This window comes from Azohydromonas aeria, from assembly GCF_009760915.1.
GTDB lineage: Bacteria > Pseudomonadota > Gammaproteobacteria > Burkholderiales > Burkholderiaceae_C > Azohydromonas > Azohydromonas aeria.
The window spans coordinates 1-18,012 of record NZ_VIDQ01000036.1 but is presented as its reverse complement, the minus strand read 5'-3'; the positions used below and the strand labels follow the sequence as shown (position 1 = coordinate 18,012).

Genomic DNA, 18,012 nt, shown 5'->3' with positions numbered 1-18,012 from the left:
GGTTCACCTCTGCGGCCGGCTGATCAAGCCCACGGCACCGGGCACGCCGCCCATCGGCGGCTCCTCGTCGTACCAGACGACCCGGTTGCCGACGTTGTTGGCAGCGTCTTCCCGGGTGGCCTGGAACATCGCTGCGGGCACCCTGATGCCAAGGCGCTGCAGCACGGCCTCGAAGTAGGCCAGGTCGGGCGACAAGCCGTGGCAGTCCAGCAGCTCGACGTCGGTCAGGTTGCTGTAGACGTATTCGTCGCCCTGGTTGTCAGCCGCTTCGACGACACAGTAGAAGCCGGCGAGCGGCCGGTCCCATCCCAGTTGGACAACGACAGCCTGGCCGTCGCACGGGGTCTTCACGAGACGTTGAGACATTCGAGTACCTCGCAAGGTTGAATCGGCGCCGTCCATGTGGGCGGCGAACCCGCTGCAGCGCCGGCGACGCTGTCGCAGCGCCGCAGCGGCGGTCTTGGGTGTCAGCGCGCAGGCGCCGGCGAGCTCGGTAGCCGAGCCAAGTTGGTGGCCCGGCCGGGTAGCGGAGCCGCGGCCATCCCTGGCGGCAGATCCGTGTGGCGCGCGGCTACCGCTCGACGACTTCCACGGGCTGGCGCTGCCAGCCGTGCTCGAGGAGGGCGACCGCGTACGTGGCGGCGCAGCGAAGAACCGCGGTGCGCCACCGCCCTCCGCAGAAGAAGACACAGGTCCTCGTTGCGGGTAGGACGAAGCGCGTGTCCGCGCCTCGGGTGAAGAAGATCACCTCCATGGGTGTCTCCCTGAAGGCGGCAGCTGCGGCATGCAGCTTCCAACCGCCCAGTTGTTCGGAGCCCACTTCGTGGAGCGCGCGTGGCCGCGGACAGGCGTGCGCTGGCGCTGGTCTTGATCGAAGTGGTGGCAAGGTGTTTCGGTGTTTTTCGCCCCTTGCGCTACAACTCGCGCATTGGCTGCCACATGGAGGCCATGCAGCTGCTGGAGTCGAGAAATGCTGAGGCTTGGAAACCAAATCAGGTTGACCCCCCGGGAAGTGGACCGGCTTCGCAAGATCACGGGCATTGCTCCCGTGGGTGTGAAGTCGGTCCACGACCTGGACGAGTACGTGGCCAGGTGCAAAAGGCATTACTGGGGCACCTCCAGGGAGACCCGCCTCTTGCACTGGCTCATCGACGAAGAGCGTCAGGCGCTCTTGATCAGTAGCACGGCAAGCCTCGCCCTTCGGAACGAGGTCGAGGGCGCGGCCCTTTGAGCTCAAGGCGATACGTGCCACGCGGATGCGATGCGCGCGCGTCTGTTGAACTGGCGGCTTCGGCAGCTACGCTGGGTTAGCCATGTCGATCAAAGCTATCCGCTTCCAGCTTCGCACCGGGCCCAGTATCGAGCGCACGCTGCGCCGCTACGCGGGCTCGTGCCGCTGGGCCTGGAATGCCGCGATCGCCGAGCAGCGCCGCCGGCGTGAGGCCGGCGAGAGCTTTGCCGGGTACGGGGTCATGTGCAAGTGGCTTACCGCGTGGCGCCACGCGCCGGGGACGGCTTGGCTGGCCCTGACACCGATCCACCCGCTGCAGCAGACGCTGCGCCGGCTGGAGCAGGCCTACCAGCGCTTTTTCGCCGGCCACAGAGGCTATCCGGCCTTCAAACGCCGCAGCCAGGAGCCGAGCCTTCATTTTCCGGATCCCAAGCAGTTTGCGTTGGACCAGGACAACGCCCGCGTGAAGCTCCCGAAGCTGGGCTGGCTGCGCTTACGCCAGTCGCAGCCCGTGCCCGGGGTGCTTAGAAACGCCAGCGTTACCAGCGAGCGCGGCAAGTGGTTCGTGTCGTTGCAGGTGGAACTGCCAGACGTGATGCCAAGCGCAGACGCGCGGCCCACGCTGGGCGTGGACTTGGGCGTGGCGTTGTTCGCGGCCATGTCGGACGGCCGCACCGTGCTGCCGCTGGATGCCCTGCGCAAGCAGCAGTGCCGGCTGCGCCACGCGCAGCGAGCTGTGTCGCGCAAGGTTAAGTGTGGCTAACAAAACCTATCGACGGCTCGCAGACAGATGACCGCGCACGCGAGTTGCAGCAGCGCCATATGGGTACCGAGTTGACGTTCGAAGCGAATGCGCAGTTTGCCGAAACCAGCAAACCAGGCATGTGTGCGCTCCACCACCCAGCGATAGCGCCCGAGCCGCTCGCTGCTCTCGATGCCACGGCGCGCGATCCGTACCGCGATGCCACGCAGGGAGAGTGCGCGGCGGCACTTGGGGTAGTCGTAGCCCTTGTCGGCGTGGACCTTGTCGGGACGCCGACGCGGGCGCCCACGCCGGCCCGCCACAGGCGGCACCGCGTCGATGACGTCCTCGAACAGCATCGAGTCGTGGCGGTTAGCCCCGCTCACGCACACCGCCAGCGGCGTGCCCCGGCCATCGACGATCAAGTGGCGCTTGGAGCCGAGTTTTCCGCGGTCGGTGGGGTTGGGGCCCGTTTCCGGGCCCCCCGGGGGCTGGCCACGCTGGCCGCATCGACGCTGGCGCGGTGCCAGTCGATCTGGTCGTACTCGCGCAGCCGGTTCAGCAGTGCGTGATGCAACTTCTCCCACACGCCAGCCGCTTGCCACTGGCGCAGTCGCCGCCAGCACGTCATGCCGCTGCCCCAGCCCAATTCCTGGGGCAAGTCCTCCCAAGGGATGCCGGTGAAGAGTACGAACAAGATGCCGTTGAACGCTGCCCGATCGTCTGCGCGCGGTCGCCCGCCCTTGGCCGAAGGCGCCACCTTGGGCACCAGCGGCTCCAACTCTTGCCACAGCTTCTTGCTTACCAGCGCTCGCTTCATGCGTGCTCATGATATTCGGCAAGGAACCGGTTTTGTTAGCCACACTAAGGGTTCGCGCAACCGGCTCAAGGCTGTGGACCGCCTGGGGCGGCTGCACGCGCGCATCGCCGCGCAGCGCAATGATTGGCTACACAAGCTCAGCACCGAGCTGGCCGACATGCATCCGGTCATCGCCATTGAGGACCTGAAGGTAACCGCCATGTCGGCCAGCGCCGCGGGCTCAATAGACGCGCCGGGCAAGCGCGTGCGACAGAAGGCGGGACTCAACCGCGCGATCCTGGATCAGGGATGGGCCGAGTTCCGGCGCCAGCTGGAGTACAAGTGCGCCGCCCGGGGCGGTGCCGTGGTCCCCGTGCCGGCGGCTTACACCAGCCAAACTTGCCACCGCTGCGGCTTTGTGACCGCCGACAACCGGCTTTCGCAGGCACGGTTCAACTGCCTTGCCTGCGAACACTCCGACAACGCAGATCTCAATGCTGCGAAAAACATCCTGGCCGCGGGGCTCGCGGTCTGGGCCGAAAGGCCCGTTGCCTGTGGAGCGGAAGTCAGCCGCGCCAAGCCTGTAAGGGCAAGGCGCGCAGCCGCGATGAAGCAGGAACCCACCGAAGCGACCAAGGCTAATTTAGCCCCGACGCGGTAGGAATTCTTGGGCCTTCAGGCCTAGGGAGGAAGTCAAGTTGGGGACCGTTTCCCCGTTAGCCGCCTGAGCGGTGCCAGTTACCTCAGCGGGTGCCAACTCCGCAGGCGCAGCGGTGAGCTTCTTGCCGAGCTCGCCGTCTTGCTGCAGCGCCGCGACCTGGACCTGCGCAGGCTCTGCTTGCTTGGCAGCATCAGGCTTGCGTCGGGGGGTGGTCGCGCGCTTCGGCTTGGCCGGCACGAGCGGCACCTCCGCGGTCTTGGTCAGCTGCGGCAGCATCTCCACCGCCATGTCCGCCACAGCGCTTCGAGCCGTCCCGAGAAGCTTGAACGGCTTCACGAAAACGAACGAGAACGCTGCGCGTACGGCGGCGCCGACACGCTGGTTACGCGCACGTGCTGCGTTGCAGCGCTTGAGCGTTCCCTTGGCCTGCAGGTACAGGGCCAGATGCTCGTGCCGGGCGGTGGCGTCCGACTCGAGCAGCTCCACGATCTGTTCAGCGACCGTCAAGTCCTCGACGTTCTTGTACAGATCCATCCAGGCTGCTTCCTCTTGCTGCCAGCGTCGGTTCTGCTGGAAGCCGTTGGGCTGGTTCATGGTTCACTCCTTTCCAGGTGGAAAATGGGGACGAACCATCCCCCGGCGGGAGACAGCGAATCCCCGCCGGTTGCAAAGTCGGGAGCCGCGGTCAAGCGGAACCCAGAAAAGGCCAGACCAATGAAGCGATCCGGCGTAGCCCTCGAAGTCATCGAGGGAGGTCGTGCGGCTCTCGAAAGGAAAGCCCTGTGGGCGGCCGCGTTGGACCGTCCCGACTGGGCTGACCTTTCCCGCCGCCTCAAGCGCTCTTCGAACGCCTGCGTGGCGTTGACCGGCGAAGACCCCGGCTCTCATGAGCCAGGATCTCCGCATCGATCAGACGCAGCATGCGGCGCGCATCGCTGCGAACGTCGCGATCCCTGATTTCCACCAGGACGTCGACGATCCGCTGCTGGCGCGCGCGCAGCTCCTGCAGATTGGCCTCATCGAGCCAGCGCAGGAAGCTCTTCCACTCGTCCTTGTCCAAGGGACAACTCACGCAGCCAGCGGCCACGCTTGGAGCACTTCAACCGCATCCGACTTCGTCGGACAGGCGGCTGCCTTGAACAGGACCGGTACCTTCACCGCGACCGCAGCACGAGGCTGAGGCCGGCCAGAGCCACCCAGCAGGCGGCACGTGATCACGTTGTTGTGAACGATGCAGGACATGGCGGTTCTCTTTCGCGTGAGCAAAAGGGAACACCAGTCCCCGCACGGGAAACGATGTTCCCCATGCCGGGTTGAAGAGCGTCACGCACCAAGGGTGGTTCGCTCCGAAGAGGCAACGAGCAGGCACAGCCGAAGCTGCGGCGAGACCGTCGCGCGAGCAGGACTTGCGTCCCAACTCTGGCAGCCGACCGAAGTACGGACGCACAGAGCGTGTGCCTTGTGCAGGCAGCAGGCTTGTCGGCTGCGAAGGCAGCCGAGTGGACGTCACAGGGACGTCCCTTCAAGGGCGGGTAACGACCGCTACGCCGCGGTGCCCATGAGCAACCGCAGACCTTGACCAGCGCCGTGAGAGCGCGGAAGCAAGGGCCAAGTCGGCACGAACGCCAACTGCAAAGCGCAACCAGTCTGCCACCCAGACTGTTGGCACGGTAGAGGCCATCACATCGCGTCGCATGCTCACTTGCACCGAACGCGGCAGCTGTTCATGCGACTTGCGCAGGCAATGGTTACAGAGCGCTACGCAGTTACGGCACCGCCCCGCCGGCCAGCGCCACCTTGAGGCCGGTCCTTGGGCTCATAGCCTGTCTCCAGCGTGTCGATGCGGACGCACCGCAACCGGCACCCCCACCGACTGCCAGCACCAGCCCATCAGCGCCAGGTGCAAGGCACCAAGGAGCGTATCCATGAATGCCCTCGTACAGAGGCTCGCCGTCGGCGAGCCGCAACGGCCCTCTGCATTGCAACTCCGCCTGTCCGCCAAGGGCCTGCTGGCCGGCGTGCGGCAGGCTTTCACTCACCACGGGGAGACTGCGGTACGCCGCCAGGGCCTGCAGCAGTTGCCTGCTGCGGCCGCGCCCGCCGCCCAAGGCGCGCTGCACCTGGACGCACCAGGCGCCGCGCCGTCGGCCCTTTGCGTGCCGGCTGGCCACGACTGCCCGGGCAACCTCACTTCCCGCGCCCGTCGCGTGCGCGCCGGCGCTGTCCGGCACGCCCTGTCCCAACGGCGGGCCTGGACGATGGAGCGGATCGAGCTGCGCGAGGCCAACGATGTGTTCCGCCAGCACCAGCGGTCCCTTGGAAAGCTGCATGGCCACGAGGTGGCCGTCGGCGTCGCACGTGCCTGTGACGGCACGATCGCGGGCGCTGCCGTGGCGTCAAAGCCGCGGCTGGAATGCCTGGACGATGCATTGACGGCCGAGCTTCGCGGCATCGCCGTGGCGGACGACGTGCCGGGCGGCGCGTCGCTGCTCCTGGCCGCCATCTCGCGCGCGGCGCTGGAATGCGGATTTCGCCGCCTCGTGTGGCGCAAGAGGGCCGACGTGGTGCCGTTCGAGCTCATACGTGCCGGCTGGGACCGCATGCCCGATGGCTGCCTGAACGCGTCCAGCGGCGACGGGTTCGCCATGTGGGTCAAGGTGCTTCGTGAGCACGAGTGGCTGCGTTGAGACCGGCCGCCCAGTCGCGAGTTATCCCCTGCCGCTGTGGAGAACTTGCCGCGCAAGACCGGCAAACGTACCGCAAGTGGCTGTCAGCAAAAGAGTTTGGTTGCGTTGCCCGTTTTTTGCGCAACCACGTTCGGATCCATGGTGGAGCGCGAGATGGCAACTGCGCAAATCGACATGTTCGGCCTGACTGACGATGACGCCGCCGCCGGCGACCGACGCTGCCCAAGCGGCCCTGGCCGCTACCCCTGGTGGCACGCTGAGCAGCAGACCGCGACTCCCCCCAACCTGTATCTCTTCAGCGCCGGCATCCCGGTGCGCATCGAGCGCTTTGGCTCGGGCGCCTCGGCGTTCTGGGATTTCCTGGGGTACGCGCTCGTAGGCATGCCTGTGGGCGTGACGGCCACCGAGGTCACGGTGAAGGTGAGAGCGAAGATCGTCTCCTACGTTGACCGCGGCGGTCGCGTCTTCGTCGATTCGGGCGCGTTCGGTGCGTTCCGCGCGGGCAAGGAAATGGACTTCGAGGAACTGGTGTTCCCGGTCTACGACGAACTGTGTCGCCGTGCCCGAAGGCGGCAAGGGCTGCTGCTGGTCATGCCTGACTGCGTAGGCGACCAGCGGCGCACGCTGGAGCTGCAGCAGTTGCACATCGAGCGCATCCACCGGTGGATCGACTCCGGGGCCGAAGCGGTCTTTCCCCTCCAGGATGCCAATGTGGCGCCGCTGCACGCATACGAGCGGTTGCTGGCGCTGCTGGACGACCGGCCACACACGCTGGGCATTCCTTCAAACGCCAGGGCGTGGCGGCCGCATCAGGTGGTTGACTTCGTGCGCCGCGCCCGTCCGGACCGCGTGCACCTGCTGGGACTGGCACGCGACTCGGTCCTGCAGCAGCTGGCGCGCGACATCGGTGAGCACAGCCCGGCGACACGCCTGAGCTGCGACGCCTGCGCACTCACAGCGCACGCTGGCCGCGGCCGCCGGCTGACGGATCGGGCCAAGTCGCGGCTCGAGAGCGCGGTGGCAGCCGCCGAGCAGGGCGACTACGGCGACGTGCTGCCGGACTTGTCGACGTACCTGACGGATGTGCTGTACACGCCGGGGTTCCTGTCGGACGAACAGGTCGAGTGCGTGGCGCACCACCTGGGCTACCGGGATTCGGCTTGGCGCAGCCGCTTCATCGCTGCGGCAGCCGGCCAGGGACTGCGGGAAGTACTGGCTCCGCTGGACCCGGACGAGACATGGATGCCCCAGGCCATGGCCAGCGTCGTCGCAGAGCGCCTCTACCGGCCGTGGCTGCGCCGCGTGCTCGCAGGGCCCATCCGGGCTTGGGAAGTCGCGCGGATCGCGTGCGACGACGATCCGCAAGGCGTCCCAGGCCTGCCGCGGTTGGAGGAGACAATAGCGGCACAAGAAGCCACGGCATGAGCGATGGCCACGCCGGTGACGACCTTCCGACATCCAGCCTCGAAGAATCAGCAGTGGAAGCTCCCGGCACATCCAGGCCGCGACCGGACAGCGGCGCCAGCGACAACCTGGCGACGTGGGAAGTGGCGAGCGACACAACGGCCAGTCCAGCAGCCGCCGGGCAACCGCAGCGCCGCCAGCTCGGCGTCCCGCCTCTCAAGTCAACCACTCCACCCGATTCGATGAATTGGATGGAGCTTGCGAAAGCAGGCTCCCCGGTTGACCAGGCTCAGTGATTCAGGAGCGATCTTGATGAACTACGTTCAGACGGTCATGACACCCTAGGATGCGTGCCAGTCCCAGGCTCTGTCGGCAGGAATCATGGTGCCAGCAGGGAGAAGGCTGGCGAAGGTTCCCGCCTCAACAAGCCGTTGGGACATTGCCGAGGCAAACATTACCGGCCGCAAGGCCGTGAAGGAGTTTTGAAACCATGTATTCCGAGAACTCTGTGTTCGTGCTGGATGCGGCAAGGCGGCCCCTTTCGCCTTGCCGCCCAGCGCAGGCTCGCCGACTCCTGCGCGACGGGAAGGCCGCAGTGCTGCGCCGCTACCCGTTCACCATCATCCTCACCGAAGAAAAGCCGCAGGCTGACCCGAAGCCGCTGGCGTTCAAGATCGACCCGGGCTCCAAGGCGACCGGCCTGGCGCTGCTGGACAAGGCGGGCCGCGTGGTGTTCGCAGCCGAGTTGGAGCATCGCGGCGAGTCGATCAAGAAGGGGCTGGACGACCGGCGCATGTACCGGCGCAACCGCCGCAGCCGCAAGACCCGCTACCGCGCCCCGCGCTTTGACAACCGGCGCCGCGCGAACGGTTGGCTGCCGCCATCCCTGCAACACCGCGTGGACACGACCATGACCTGGGTGCGGCGCATTTGGAGCAGTTCCAACGTCGCGCAGCTGTCGGTTGAGCGCGTCAAGTTCGACACGCAGGCGATGCAGAACCCTGAAGTCAGCGGCGCCGAATACCAGCAGGGTGAGTTGGCCGGCAACGAAGTGCGGGAGTACCTGCTTGAGAAGTGGCAGCGCCGCTGTGCCTACTGCGATGCCAGCCGCGTGCCGCTCCAGATCGAGCATGTCGTGGCGCGCTCGCGCGGCGGCACCAACCGGGTGAGCAACCTCACCCTGTCTTGCGGGCCTTGCAACCGGGCCAAGGGCGCCGATCCGGTGGAGCAGTTCCTGTGCAGGAAGCCGGACGTGCTGGCACACATCAAGGCGAAGCTCAAGCAGCCGCTCAAGGACACCACCGCCGTGAACGCGACACGTTGGGCGTTGTTCAGCGCGCTTGCCGCAACGGAGCTGGCCGTCGAGGCAGGATCGGGCGCGCGCACGAAGTTCAACCGCACGCGACAGGGCTACCCCAAGGCACACTGGATCGACGCGGCATGCGTGGGTGAGAGCGGCGCCCTGGTCGCGCTCGATCCCGCCCTGCGCCCGTTGCGCATCAAGGCATGCGGCCATGGCCTGCGCCAGCGGTGCCGCCCCGACAAATACGGGTTTCCTAGGACGGCTGCGCCGAGGGCCAAGTTCTTCTTGGGATTCCAGACGGGCGATCTGGTCAACGCCCGCGTGCCTACAGGCAAGTACGCCGGCCGGCACACAGGACGCATTGCCATCCGGTTCCGCCCCTCATTTCGCCTGACCTCCAAGGACACCACGTTCGACGTGCATCCCAAGTACCTCACCGCCGTGCAAAGGGCTGACGGCTATGCCTACTTCTGAGAACACGAACCCTCACTCCACGAATCCCCGCCACCCAGTGCGCACGGCCTGCCTCCAGGCCGCTGTGCGGCTGATCTCATTGGATGGCGTCCCCTCGCGGAGAACATGATGGAAGGGGGCAATTTGGCGTTCGCCGCTACCCTGAATGCGGCCGACCAAGACGCAATGGGCAGGTATGCCGGGCAGGCAGCCCGTCACCTGTGAGCACTGCGGCGCCCAGCGCCAATGGCGGGAAAACGCCTGCGGACTGGCCTTGGCTGCTCGCGCACCTGGCCGGGAAGGCGCTGCATCACGCAAACAAAGCCAAATGCCCGGAGCGCTTACCCAACAAGGGACAAGATGCGCAACAACTGCTGCACCAGTACCAGCACCGCCGAGCTGTCAGGACTGCGGCCGATCGGGTTGCCCACGAACACCAAGCAGCGGCTTGCTAGATGGCAAGGGAGTCCTTCTTGGCCCGGGTGCTGCGGCAGCGCGCGCAGGATGTCGACCTCGCAAGCTTGCCACGCACATCCGATCACACAACATTTTCGTTGTGTAGAATGAGCGAGTGGCTTTCAAAGAACTTGTCTATAACGAGCGCCAAGCGCGCGAGCTTGAGGCTGAGATCACTCAGATCTCGCAGGCCTTGTCGTCCGAACAAACGCTCAAGTCCATCATCGGCGGACTTCCGGAGTTGGCGATCGAGGGCATCCGGCGATCGCTGACCACAGACCGGCGCGAACTCTCGAAGAAGTTAGAGGCGTTCCGGCAGGCGCAAGCAGGAAACACCGAACCAATCAAGCAACAGGCAGGCAACGATTTAGGCGACATCCTAATCGTTGCGCGGCTGGCGCAGAACTGGAAGCAAAAAGATTTGGCCAGGAAGTTGGGGCTGCAGGAACAAGCAGTCCAGCGGTGGGAATCCGAGCGATACCGAAACATCAACCTCGCCAACTTCATGAAAGTTGCGAGAGCATTGTCGGTTGATTTTTCGGCCACATTCCATTCTCCTGAGTTATCAAAGTGGATGACACCAATCGATGTCAATCCAAGTGAAGTTCAGAAGGTGCTCAAGCACGCCCGTGCTCATGGATGGCTGGAAGAGGTGGAATCCGACGAGAAGGACGGAACCAAGCGGCTGATTCGGTACGTATCAGAGCATGTTGCAAGGTACGGAACACCTTCCCTTTTGCGCACCGGCCTCAATGTAAAAGGCCACCCGGAGGATTGGGCTTTGCTTTCGTGGAAAGCGCAAATCACAAGGAAAGCAGAGCGAATTATCCATGAAGAAAAGCCGGCCTACCGCCCTTTGGAACTTTCTTGGCTAAAGCAATTGGCCAAACTCAGCGAACGAGAGAACGGTCCACTGCTCGCCCAAGCGCTATTGAAGGATCATGGCGTACTGCTCGTCATCGAGAGAAACATTCCAGGTATGGAAGTCGACGGTGCAGCCTTCTTGGTCGAAGACATTCCAGTCATCGGGTTGACCCTGCGGCGTGATGCGCTGGACAACTTCTGGTTCACGCTGATGCACGAGGTTGCCCACGTCATCTTGCACTACAGGACGGGGTTGGCAGCGGGTTTCTTCGATGATGTTGAGAACGTCGAGGTGGACGAACTTGAAGAGGAAGCTAACAAGTTCGCAGCTGACCTGCTTGTTCCGGAAGAAACCTGGTCTCGTTCGCCGGCTCGCATTGCCAAGGTAGCAAAACCAATTGAAAACCTTGCTAAACAGTTAGGCATTGCACCCGCTATTCTCTTTGGCCGCATCAGATTTGAGCGAAAGAACTATTCAATCTTCGCAGATAAGATAGGCCAAGGCAGTGTCCGCAAACTCTTCGTACCCGAGGTAGCCAATGGTTAGTCGAAAGAAGACGATCTACGTTCCGGTTCTTCGAATGAAAATGGGGGAGTTGGACGGGCTGCGGTCGCTGCAAAACGACATCGCCGATTGCATCGCACCGATGCTCGTCGTGCCACCGGCCAAGGAGCGCAAGAGCAGTAGTCAGGAGTCACTTTTTGCGGCAGACCGAGATGTCCCCGATGTTGGCGGCGTTCTCTCCAGATACTGGCGCGACCGCGAAGTTTTTATTGACCCGCGGGCGCTGTTTAAGGAGTGCGGCGTGGACACGGCGATCTCTTGGCTGCCCTCGCTCTTCAGCCGTGCTCGTAGCCAAGGTGTTCTGGCCGTTCCGGTCGCGAGCCTCGGTGAGCTTGAACGAATGGGGGTGGATGCCTTTAAAAGTGCGGTTGCGATAGTTACTGGTTTGAAGTTCGGTCTCCGTATTGAATCCGGCGATCTGACGGATCCGTCGCTTGACGATCGGGTCCGCAAGGTTCTGAAGAACATGGATGTGTCGGCAGAAAAATGCGCAGTCTTTGCAGATTTTTCGGATGCGGATCTATCCGACCCTGCGCTCGTTTCTCCGATCATCCGTGCGGCCCTGGAGCAGTTGCAGATGCTCGGCCGATGGTACGTTGTCGTCTTCCTTGGGACAAACTACCCGGAGAAAAATCCAGCAGAACCTGGCCAGACCATTACCCAGCCGCGCAACGAATGGCATGCCTGGAGCGACGCGGTGAAATTTGATCCCTCAACCGCGGAGCACATGGTCTTCGGGGACTTTGCAGCCGACTGCTCCAAGATGGCATTCGGTGGCAACGGGGGACGTCCTATCCCACACACAAGATATACCACCGCATCAAGCTGGCTGGTCGTTCGGGGCGATAGCACCGGTTCTACCCACGAGGTGATGAAGAATGTGTTCGAGCGGATAGTCGCCAGCGGGAGCTTTGCTGGACCGACGTTCTCGGCCGCAGACGCCTACATTTTTGATGTAGCGCGCAATAATGCCCCGAGCGCGGGTAACGCGACAATTTGGCGCCAGCTCAATACCACCCACCATATTACTCAGGTGGTCGCTGATATCGCAAAGGTTCGCAGAATCCGGATTTCAAGGCTGCCGAGCGCTCCAGCCGGCATGCAACAGGCAATCTTGTACGCCTGACGCCAACGGTGAAGCTGGGCGAATCCATGCTGCAGGCAGCGCTGGCGCCGATGGACCAGCCTACGGCTGCCAAAGCTTCAGCCCTGCCGCAGCCGGTGCGTGTGCGCCTCACCGCCATCCCCGTGAACGCGACAGCCGGCGTCGAGCGTGCACGCGCCGCGTCGGCGCCTCACCTGGCTGGCATCGAGCGCGAATTCCAGGCCATCCAGCACAGGCGCCAGCCGCCACGCGTGGCGCTGGCGCAGCTGCGGGCCCTGGCCGGGCAGGTGTCGGACATCGTTGCCCCGCACCTGGCTTGCGCCAAGGGCTGCAGCCACTGCTGCCACCTGCACGTGTCCGTGACGGAAGCGGAGGCACAGCTCATCGGCTGGGAGATCCGTCGAAAGCCCAGGAAAGTGAAGAAGCCCACGGTCGGCCCGACGAACTACGGCTACCACATGCCGTGCACGTTTCTGGACGCGGACGGGCGATGCTCGATCCACCAGCACCGTCCCTTGGTCTGCCGGCTGCTGCTCAACGTCGACGTGGACGAGCTGCTGTGCCAGCTGATCCCCGACGCCCTGGTGCCCATGCCGCGCTACGACACGCACGACTTCCAGGTGGTGTTGGCCAAGTTGCTCTTCGACGACCAGGTGGCCGACATCCGGGATTGGTTCCCCACGCGGTAGCGCAAGGCTGCAGGGCTGGACAGCACCTGCGAGGCACCGCTCAAGTGCGTGAACCGAGGTCAGGCAACGCCTGGTCTGCATCGGCGGCATCGACACTATTGCGGTTGAGGCGGTCGGTGAAAGCGCAGCTCGAACCCAAGTAGCAGCCAGTCACCCTGGGGCGGTTGTGCCCGAGCACGCGAGCGGTGGCGCTCCTGGCCTCCACGTCCTGCGCCGGTTGAAGCTGACCGCCCCGCACCGGGGAAGGGCTGCTTGCCAAAGCCTCATACAGATCGTTGGCGTGTTGGTGCCGCAGGCCGTGCGCCACCACACCAAGCGCCGACTTGGTGATGCCGAACTGCTGCAGCACGTAGTAGAAGCGGCGCTGGCTTTGCGCGGCCGAGTGCTCCGCACGGCCGACGAACAGGCCGCTGGGCACCAGCGCCTGCAGCCGCTCGATCAATTCGCGCTGCGCCGGGTTAGCCAGAGGCACATGGCGCGGCCTCCCGCCCTTTGTGCCATGCACGACCCGAACGAACCACTGAGCGTGCGGGAACGCCTGCGCATCACGCTCCATGGCCTGCTCGCGGGGAACAATTGCGCCGTGTGGCCGGAAATGCCGCGCTTCCTTGGGGCGCAGGCCCAGCTTGGCGCAGAGCTCCAACTGCACGCCCACCCACATGTCGAACTCTCCGACGCGCTTGATCAGGCCGTCGATATCGACGTCGGCCGCAGACCAACTCTTGTCCTTCACCGCGACTTGGTAGCGATGAGCATGTGGTGACGCTTCGCCCACGTAATGTTGTGGCGCGAGCACCATGCCCGGCTTACCGATCCAGCCTGCGTAGGTGCGCAAGAAGCTGAGGTAGTTGTGGATCGTTGCCGTGGATCGGCCTAGGGACACCCAACGCCGGACCATGGCCTCGACGTGCCTGCCGCCCAACTCCCTGGGATCAGCGTCCTTGAACTCGGTTTCGTGGCGCAGCGCGCGGAAGAACGCCACCAGGAAGGTACTGCGGTCGCGCATCGTCTTGCGTGACACGTTCTTGTCCTTCGTACTGTGGCGCCAGTTGTTCTTGCGCAGGATCGCGTCCACCACCCGCACGTAGTCTGGCGTGCCCAACGGCAGCCGCCGCAGATCCTCATCCGGGTCGCGGCCGCCTTGCGGCGCAGCGGCGACTTCAGCGCTACCGCCGCCCACCGGGGTCTGAGTCGTACGCCGGCGCGACGGATCGAAAGGAATCACTGCCATCTCTATCTCCAACCGGACCGCCCGAGCCACGGCGGCCACCGAAAGTCAGAACAACGACAGGGAGCGCCAACGAGCTGGTGAGCCCTGCGACGCGCCCCAAGGCCGCACGGCTTCACAAAGGCTGATAGGACCGGTCCGCCTGCTGCTCGGCCTTCGACGAGCTGGCGGGTGCTTGCAAGGTTTCGGGCCTCCACGGGCCCAGCGGTAATCTTTAAAAAACACATCCCGAAGAACGGCTCGCATTTCGGCGAGACGCTCCCCACGGCGCATGACAGCGCCAGCGCCAACCACCTCAAGGGTGGATGACGCAACGCCCAGGGCTCCAGGCCCACAGGACGCTTCGAATTGGGATTGATCTGAAACCCACTCTCCCGGTGCAAGTGCAGCCCTACCACCAGGCCGCCTCGGGGATGCCGTCTGGCTCTGCACGTGCCGTCTCCATTCGGACGGCCCGCCATGCAAAGGCCCCCTCGCAGGGGACAGGTGACGACAACAGGGTTTGAGCGCGAGCCTCTTCCAAGGGACGACACGCGCGGCCGCAATCCGCCCTCAAGGAGCGATCGCGGCCCAAGGGGCACGCCAGACAACGCCGGGCGCCAAGGGCTGTGCCACCGAACTGCGTCAAGCACAGAACAGCGACAGTGCTCGGGGCCAAGTGCGGCCTCGAGCTCGAAGTACTTCAACTCACCGCGACTGACGCGGTCTGCTTGCCAGCACAGGGCTGGGGACTATAGGGCGCGTAACGAGCGCTACGGTGCTTGCGGGGCATCTCCCGGCCTGCTTCAACGCGATGACGCGATGTCTTGCGGCAGGCGCACAAGGCTCGATGCGAAGTTGACTCTCGCCCCGCACGGCTGTCAAGCGCGCCTTGAAAAACGTAATTTCCTGTCTAGCCGCCGTTATTTGCCGGAATTTTCGTAGGCCAACCGCCACGGGGCTTTACAGCAGAAAAAGTCGGCCTCTAGTTACGGCCGATTAGGCGGTTGCAAAGGAGCGACAAGCCTGCGGTGACCTAGCTCACCGCTAACGGTGAAAAGCATTCGGCCGGACGAGGCTTGGATCAGGGCTAAGTCACCGCTAGCGGTGACTTAGCTGACACCAATAGACCGGTTGGCTCGCAACTTTGCAAAAAACGGCGGGATTTTTCTTTGATTGGAGACGGCGCATTCCGCATGCTCTGGACTTCCGAACTGACTGGAGCCAGTCATGAGCGCAATCGTCAGAGCCATCGACGTGGGCCGAGGCAATACCAAGTTCACCAAGCAGTCGACCGCGGGGCGCGTGGACTGTGACCACTTTCCGTCGCTGGCCTTCTTCAGCCACGCTGACAAGTCCAACGACATTGGCGGCCGGCGTCGGACGGTTTTGGTGCCGGTGGATGGCCTCTACTACGAGGTAGGACCTGACGTGGAACTCGCCACCGACCGGTTCCGCACGCGGCAGCTGCACGACCACTATTTCGAAACGCCCGAGTACCGAGCTCTCACGGCCGGCGCCTTGCACTACATGAAAGTGGATGAGGTGGACCTTCTCGTTGTGGGACTGCCGGTGGCACAGTTCCTGGCCAAGCGTGCCGCATTGGAGAAGAGCCTCGCCGGCGAATTTCAGGTAGGGAAAAAGCGGACTGTCCTTGTCAAGAAAGTCCTGGCGGTTGCCCAGCCGCATGGAGCGCTTATTGCGTTTACGGCTGCGGGCGGTCTCGGAGATGGCTCTTCGGAAAACAAGAAGCTGGTGATCGACCCAGGTGCGAAGACGTTCGACTGGCTTGTGACGCGCGGCACCCGTGTCATCCCGAAGCTCAGCGACTCGGTGAATCGCGGTGTCTCTGACATCTTGCGCACCATCGCCGAGGCCATTAGTCACGACATCGAGGAAGACTACCGAGACCTGGAAGCGATCGACACTGGGCTACGCACGAACAAGCCCATCAAGATCTATGGCAAGGCGCATGACCTCAAGCGATACGACTCACTGATCCAGAAAGTCACTGACCAAGCGCTCGACTCACTGGCAGAACGGTTGGGCGGCACTCACGACGTCGACCAGATCGTGCTCGTTGGAGGCGGGTCGTACCTTTACCGCAAAGCAATCAAGAGAAGGTTTCCGCGGCATCCACTACACGAAATCGAACAGCCGATATATGCGAACGTCCGCGGGTTCCAGCTCATAGGCGAAGAATGGGTACGAGAGCGAAAGGACCAACGCAACCACGCCGCGACAAACGGACTACCAGCTTCGCCTTCTGCTGCCCCGTCAGCGCCACAAGAGGAACCCGAAGAGAAGTCGTCGCAGCTTCCAGCCGCTGATGTGGTATCCGGCACTGCCCCTGGCAGCCAATCCTGATGGGAGGCTGCGCATGCGCACAGAGCAAGATCGGTCGAGCTACGAAATCAAGCTGACCATCGCGAGGGAGGAGTGCCCGGGCCTACATAGCGCGCTGTCAGCGATACGCGAGCCCAGACGCCGGGCGAGCCGACTACGCGAGCTTGCCGCGAAGGGGCTGCTGCTGGAAAGCCATGGCCTTGCAGCGCCGCCCACTGCAGGCATGAATCCGGAATTGCAGGTTCCTCCCACACCCGAGACCGGGCCAGTTGCTGGAAGGAAATTCCTGGGCGACGTGCTCGAATGGGACGCCGACGCAACGTAAGAGGAGAAAGGGTGCGCATCGAGCGAGAGGACAACAATTTCATCAGCGCCAGTGAACTGGCGCAGATGAGCTACTGCGAGCGCCGAATCGAGTTTTATGCCAGGCTCGGTCCTCGCGACACCCTGGAGCAAAGAAAGGCAAAGGAGCACGGACTGGCCTCGCACGCGGAGTTCTTTGAGGAAAGCAAGCAGGTTATAGCCGCGAGTGCACGCAAGGGCTACTGCTTCATCGCAACCGCAGCGTTCGGTGATGGTGAGGAAACGCGAGCCCTGAGAGCCTTTCGAGATCTGTGCCTTCGCAGAACACGGAAGGGCAGATGGCTGATAGCGGCCTACTACCGCTTCTCCCCGTGGTTGTGTCGTTGGATGGAGCGCCGCCCACTTGCGCTGGCAGTTGTCCGTGCGCTGCTGAAGAAACTGGCTTCGATCGCGGCAAAAGCCGTAGACAGGCACATGAACCGGAGACGCTGATGTGGCTACTGCTCGCTGCAACTGCAGCGCTCCTTGGACTGCTTGTCCCCTTGCTGCGGATCAGGCCACGAAGGGGATCGGCCCAAGAACAGTGGCTGCCGCATGCATTGCACGGCGCCACGCTGGCCTTCGCGGAAACGACGTTTCGGTCAATGAGACGCCGGTTGGTGGCCAGAGTCGACCGCGCTTATCGTCATGGTGGCCAGATCGTTCTCGTGGAGCTCAAGACGCGGGCCTGGGACGCTGCCTTCACCACCGACGTGATTGAGCTTTCCGTCCAGCGGGCGGCACTGTCGGACCAGACCGGGGAGGCGGTATCAAGGACCGCTTGGGTGCTGGTGGAGAGCACTACGACAAAGAACAGACGGCCGCACAAGGTGGAGTTGCTGTCCGACGAAGCGCTCGATGCGTTGATCGTGAGGTACCGAAGCATTCGTGCAGGGCGAGCACTTGAGCTTCAGCCGGCGGCGAGGACAACGATGTGCAGAAGCTGCGGCCACTTGGCCAGATGCCGCAGCGTGTATCAGGACCGCCCTTCGGGCACAGCAATTTGACCCAGGCTTTAGAGCGCCTCGACGGTAAGCGGCCGCTGCGCGGCGTCCTTGCCTAAACGCTCACGCCGTGCAAGGCCGAACGCAGCGGGCTGGCGGCGAAGTGCTGCTTCCACAGCCGTGGCGTGAGCTCGGCCACGCGTGCTGCCGGGTG

The 18,012-nt window shown here is 63.9% G+C and carries 19 protein-coding genes; 12 read left to right on the top strand and 7 right to left on the bottom strand.

Translation table 11 applies throughout. From position 1 onward, the window contains the following. Positions 1–3 precede the first annotated feature (3 nt). Positions 4–366, bottom strand: a complete 363-nt coding sequence (locus FJ694_RS20025) for a hypothetical protein (protein ID WP_198320913.1) — start codon at positions 364–366, stop codon at positions 4–6. A 205-nt stretch (positions 367–571) separates the two neighbouring features. After that, the gene (locus FJ694_RS20020) at positions 572–754 is read right to left on the bottom strand and encodes a hypothetical protein (protein ID WP_157269094.1); all 183 of its coding nucleotides are present in this window, start codon (positions 752–754) and stop codon (positions 572–574) included. A gap of 559 nt (positions 755–1,313) precedes the next feature. On the opposite strand from FJ694_RS20020, the gene FJ694_RS20015 reads away from it, so the two are divergent. Beyond that, positions 1,314–1,994: an RNA-guided endonuclease InsQ/TnpB family protein gene (locus FJ694_RS20015; RefSeq protein WP_157269093.1), complete on the top strand. Its 681-nt coding sequence runs from the start codon at positions 1,314–1,316 to the stop codon at positions 1,992–1,994. Here the strand turns inward: FJ694_RS20015 and FJ694_RS20010 are convergent. Continuing rightward, positions 1,991–2,793 (bottom strand): IS5 family transposase gene (locus FJ694_RS20010; RefSeq protein WP_375140241.1). Its coding sequence is split into 2 segments (ribosomal slippage): positions 1,991–2,463 and positions 2,463–2,793, totalling 804 coding nucleotides; the frame shifts between segments, so codons are not numbered across the junction. The two genes, FJ694_RS20015 and FJ694_RS20010, sit on opposite strands and share 4 nt — an antisense overlap. Here FJ694_RS20010 and FJ694_RS20005 point away from each other — a divergent pair. Continuing rightward, positions 2,792–3,433 carry an RNA-guided endonuclease InsQ/TnpB family protein gene (locus tag FJ694_RS20005; protein ID WP_157269091.1) on the top strand — a complete coding sequence of 214 codons (642 nt, stop codon included), beginning with the start codon at positions 2,792–2,794 and terminating at the stop codon, positions 3,431–3,433. The genes FJ694_RS20010 and FJ694_RS20005 overlap by 2 nt on opposite strands. On the opposite strand, the gene FJ694_RS20000 is transcribed toward FJ694_RS20005, so the two are convergent. The 3 genes from FJ694_RS20000 to FJ694_RS19990 form a co-directional block, all read right to left on the bottom strand. Beyond that, entirely contained in the window at positions 3,416–4,027 is a 612-nt protein-coding gene (locus FJ694_RS20000) for a hypothetical protein (RefSeq protein ID WP_157269090.1), read from the bottom strand. The two genes, FJ694_RS20005 and FJ694_RS20000, sit on opposite strands and share 18 nt — an antisense overlap. 238 nt (positions 4,028–4,265) lie before the next feature. Next, entirely contained in the window at positions 4,266–4,493 is a 228-nt protein-coding gene (locus tag FJ694_RS19995) for a hypothetical protein (RefSeq protein ID WP_157269089.1), read from the bottom strand. Positions 4,494–4,501: 8 nt separating this feature from the next. Beyond that, the gene (locus FJ694_RS19990; RefSeq protein WP_157269088.1) at positions 4,502–4,675 is read right to left on the bottom strand and encodes a hypothetical protein; all 174 of its coding nucleotides are present in this window, start codon (positions 4,673–4,675) and stop codon (positions 4,502–4,504) included. A 683-nt stretch (positions 4,676–5,358) separates the two neighbouring features. Between FJ694_RS19990 and FJ694_RS19985 the strand changes: the two genes are divergently transcribed. The 6 genes from FJ694_RS19985 to FJ694_RS19960 all read left to right on the top strand — a co-directional run bounded on the left by FJ694_RS19985 (position 5,359) and on the right by FJ694_RS19960 (position 12,959). Then, entirely contained in the window at positions 5,359–6,120 is a 762-nt protein-coding gene (locus tag FJ694_RS19985) for a hypothetical protein (RefSeq protein WP_157269087.1), read from the top strand. Between the two features lie 45 nt (positions 6,121–6,165). Then, positions 6,166–7,545, top strand: a complete 1,380-nt coding sequence (locus FJ694_RS19980) for a hypothetical protein (protein ID WP_157269086.1) — start codon at positions 6,166–6,168, stop codon at positions 7,543–7,545. Positions 7,546–8,014: 469 nt separating this feature from the next. After that, entirely contained in the window at positions 8,015–9,301 is a 1,287-nt protein-coding gene (gene iscB, locus FJ694_RS19975; RefSeq protein WP_157269085.1) for an RNA-guided endonuclease IscB, read from the top strand. 550 nt (positions 9,302–9,851) lie between these two features. After that, a complete protein-coding gene (locus FJ694_RS19970) occupies positions 9,852–11,147 on the top strand; it encodes an XRE family transcriptional regulator (protein ID WP_157269084.1) in 1,296 nt (431 codons plus the stop codon). Then, entirely contained in the window at positions 11,140–12,291 is a 1,152-nt protein-coding gene (locus FJ694_RS19965; RefSeq protein WP_157269083.1) for a beta family protein, read from the top strand. The genes FJ694_RS19970 and FJ694_RS19965 overlap by 8 nt, the downstream gene beginning before the upstream one ends. A gap of 8 nt (positions 12,292–12,299) precedes the next feature. Beyond that, positions 12,300–12,959 (top strand): YkgJ family cysteine cluster protein, encoded by a 660-nt coding sequence (locus FJ694_RS19960; protein WP_157269082.1) that lies wholly within the window; start codon positions 12,300–12,302, stop codon positions 12,957–12,959. Positions 12,960–12,999: 40 nt separating this feature from the next. Here FJ694_RS19960 and FJ694_RS19955 read toward each other — a convergent pair whose 3' ends face one another. After that, on the bottom strand, positions 13,000–14,190 hold the full coding sequence (locus FJ694_RS19955) for an integrase domain-containing protein (RefSeq protein WP_157269081.1): 1,191 nt from the start codon (positions 14,188–14,190) through the stop codon (positions 13,000–13,002). A 1,206-nt stretch (positions 14,191–15,396) separates the two neighbouring features. Between FJ694_RS19955 and FJ694_RS19950 the strand changes: the two genes are divergently transcribed. From FJ694_RS19950 to FJ694_RS19935, 4 genes are read left to right on the top strand one after another with little or no spacing between them, the layout of a single operon-like run. Further along, the gene (locus FJ694_RS19950) at positions 15,397–16,533 is read left to right on the top strand and encodes a PRTRC system protein D (protein ID WP_157269080.1); all 1,137 of its coding nucleotides are present in this window, start codon (positions 15,397–15,399) and stop codon (positions 16,531–16,533) included. A gap of 13 nt (positions 16,534–16,546) precedes the next feature. Continuing rightward, positions 16,547–16,837 (top strand): hypothetical protein, encoded by a 291-nt coding sequence (locus FJ694_RS19945; RefSeq protein ID WP_157269079.1) that lies wholly within the window; start codon positions 16,547–16,549, stop codon positions 16,835–16,837. An 11-nt stretch (positions 16,838–16,848) separates the two neighbouring features. Continuing rightward, positions 16,849–17,307 carry a CFI-box extended C-terminal domain-containing protein gene (locus tag FJ694_RS19940; protein WP_157269078.1) on the top strand — a complete coding sequence of 153 codons (459 nt, stop codon included), beginning with the start codon at positions 16,849–16,851 and terminating at the stop codon, positions 17,305–17,307. Then, entirely contained in the window at positions 17,307–17,861 is a 555-nt protein-coding gene (locus tag FJ694_RS19935) for a PD-(D/E)XK nuclease family protein (protein WP_157269077.1), read from the top strand. The genes FJ694_RS19940 and FJ694_RS19935 overlap by 1 nt, the downstream gene beginning before the upstream one ends. The last annotated feature ends 151 nt before the right edge of the window (positions 17,862–18,012 follow it).

Coding starts and splice junctions, on each gene's coding strand:
- FJ694_RS19985 (WP_157269087.1), top strand. CDS start 5,359: ATGAATGCCCTCGTACAGAGGCTCGCCGTCGGCGAGCCGCAACGGCCC.
- FJ694_RS20005 (WP_157269091.1), top strand. CDS start 2,792: ATGCGTGCTCATGATATTCGGCAAGGAACCGGTTTTGTTAGCCACACT.
- FJ694_RS19955 (WP_157269081.1), bottom strand. CDS start 14,190: ATGGCAGTGATTCCTTTCGATCCGTCGCGCCGGCGTACGACTCAGACC.
- FJ694_RS20025 (WP_198320913.1), bottom strand. CDS start 366: ATGTCTCAACGTCTCGTGAAGACCCCGTGCGACGGCCAGGCTGTCGTT.
- FJ694_RS20015 (WP_157269093.1), top strand. CDS start 1,314: ATGTCGATCAAAGCTATCCGCTTCCAGCTTCGCACCGGGCCCAGTATC.
- FJ694_RS19950 (WP_157269080.1), top strand. CDS start 15,397: ATGAGCGCAATCGTCAGAGCCATCGACGTGGGCCGAGGCAATACCAAG.
- FJ694_RS20000 (WP_157269090.1), bottom strand. CDS start 4,027: ATGAACCAGCCCAACGGCTTCCAGCAGAACCGACGCTGGCAGCAAGAG.
- FJ694_RS19990 (WP_157269088.1), bottom strand. CDS start 4,675: ATGTCCTGCATCGTTCACAACAACGTGATCACGTGCCGCCTGCTGGGT.
- FJ694_RS19935 (WP_157269077.1), top strand. CDS start 17,307: ATGTGGCTACTGCTCGCTGCAACTGCAGCGCTCCTTGGACTGCTTGTC.
- FJ694_RS20020 (WP_157269094.1), bottom strand. CDS start 754: ATGGAGGTGATCTTCTTCACCCGAGGCGCGGACACGCGCTTCGTCCTA.
- FJ694_RS19945 (WP_157269079.1), top strand. CDS start 16,547: ATGCGCACAGAGCAAGATCGGTCGAGCTACGAAATCAAGCTGACCATC.
- iscB (WP_157269085.1), top strand. CDS start 8,015: ATGTATTCCGAGAACTCTGTGTTCGTGCTGGATGCGGCAAGGCGGCCC.
- FJ694_RS19965 (WP_157269083.1), top strand. CDS start 11,140: ATGGTTAGTCGAAAGAAGACGATCTACGTTCCGGTTCTTCGAATGAAA.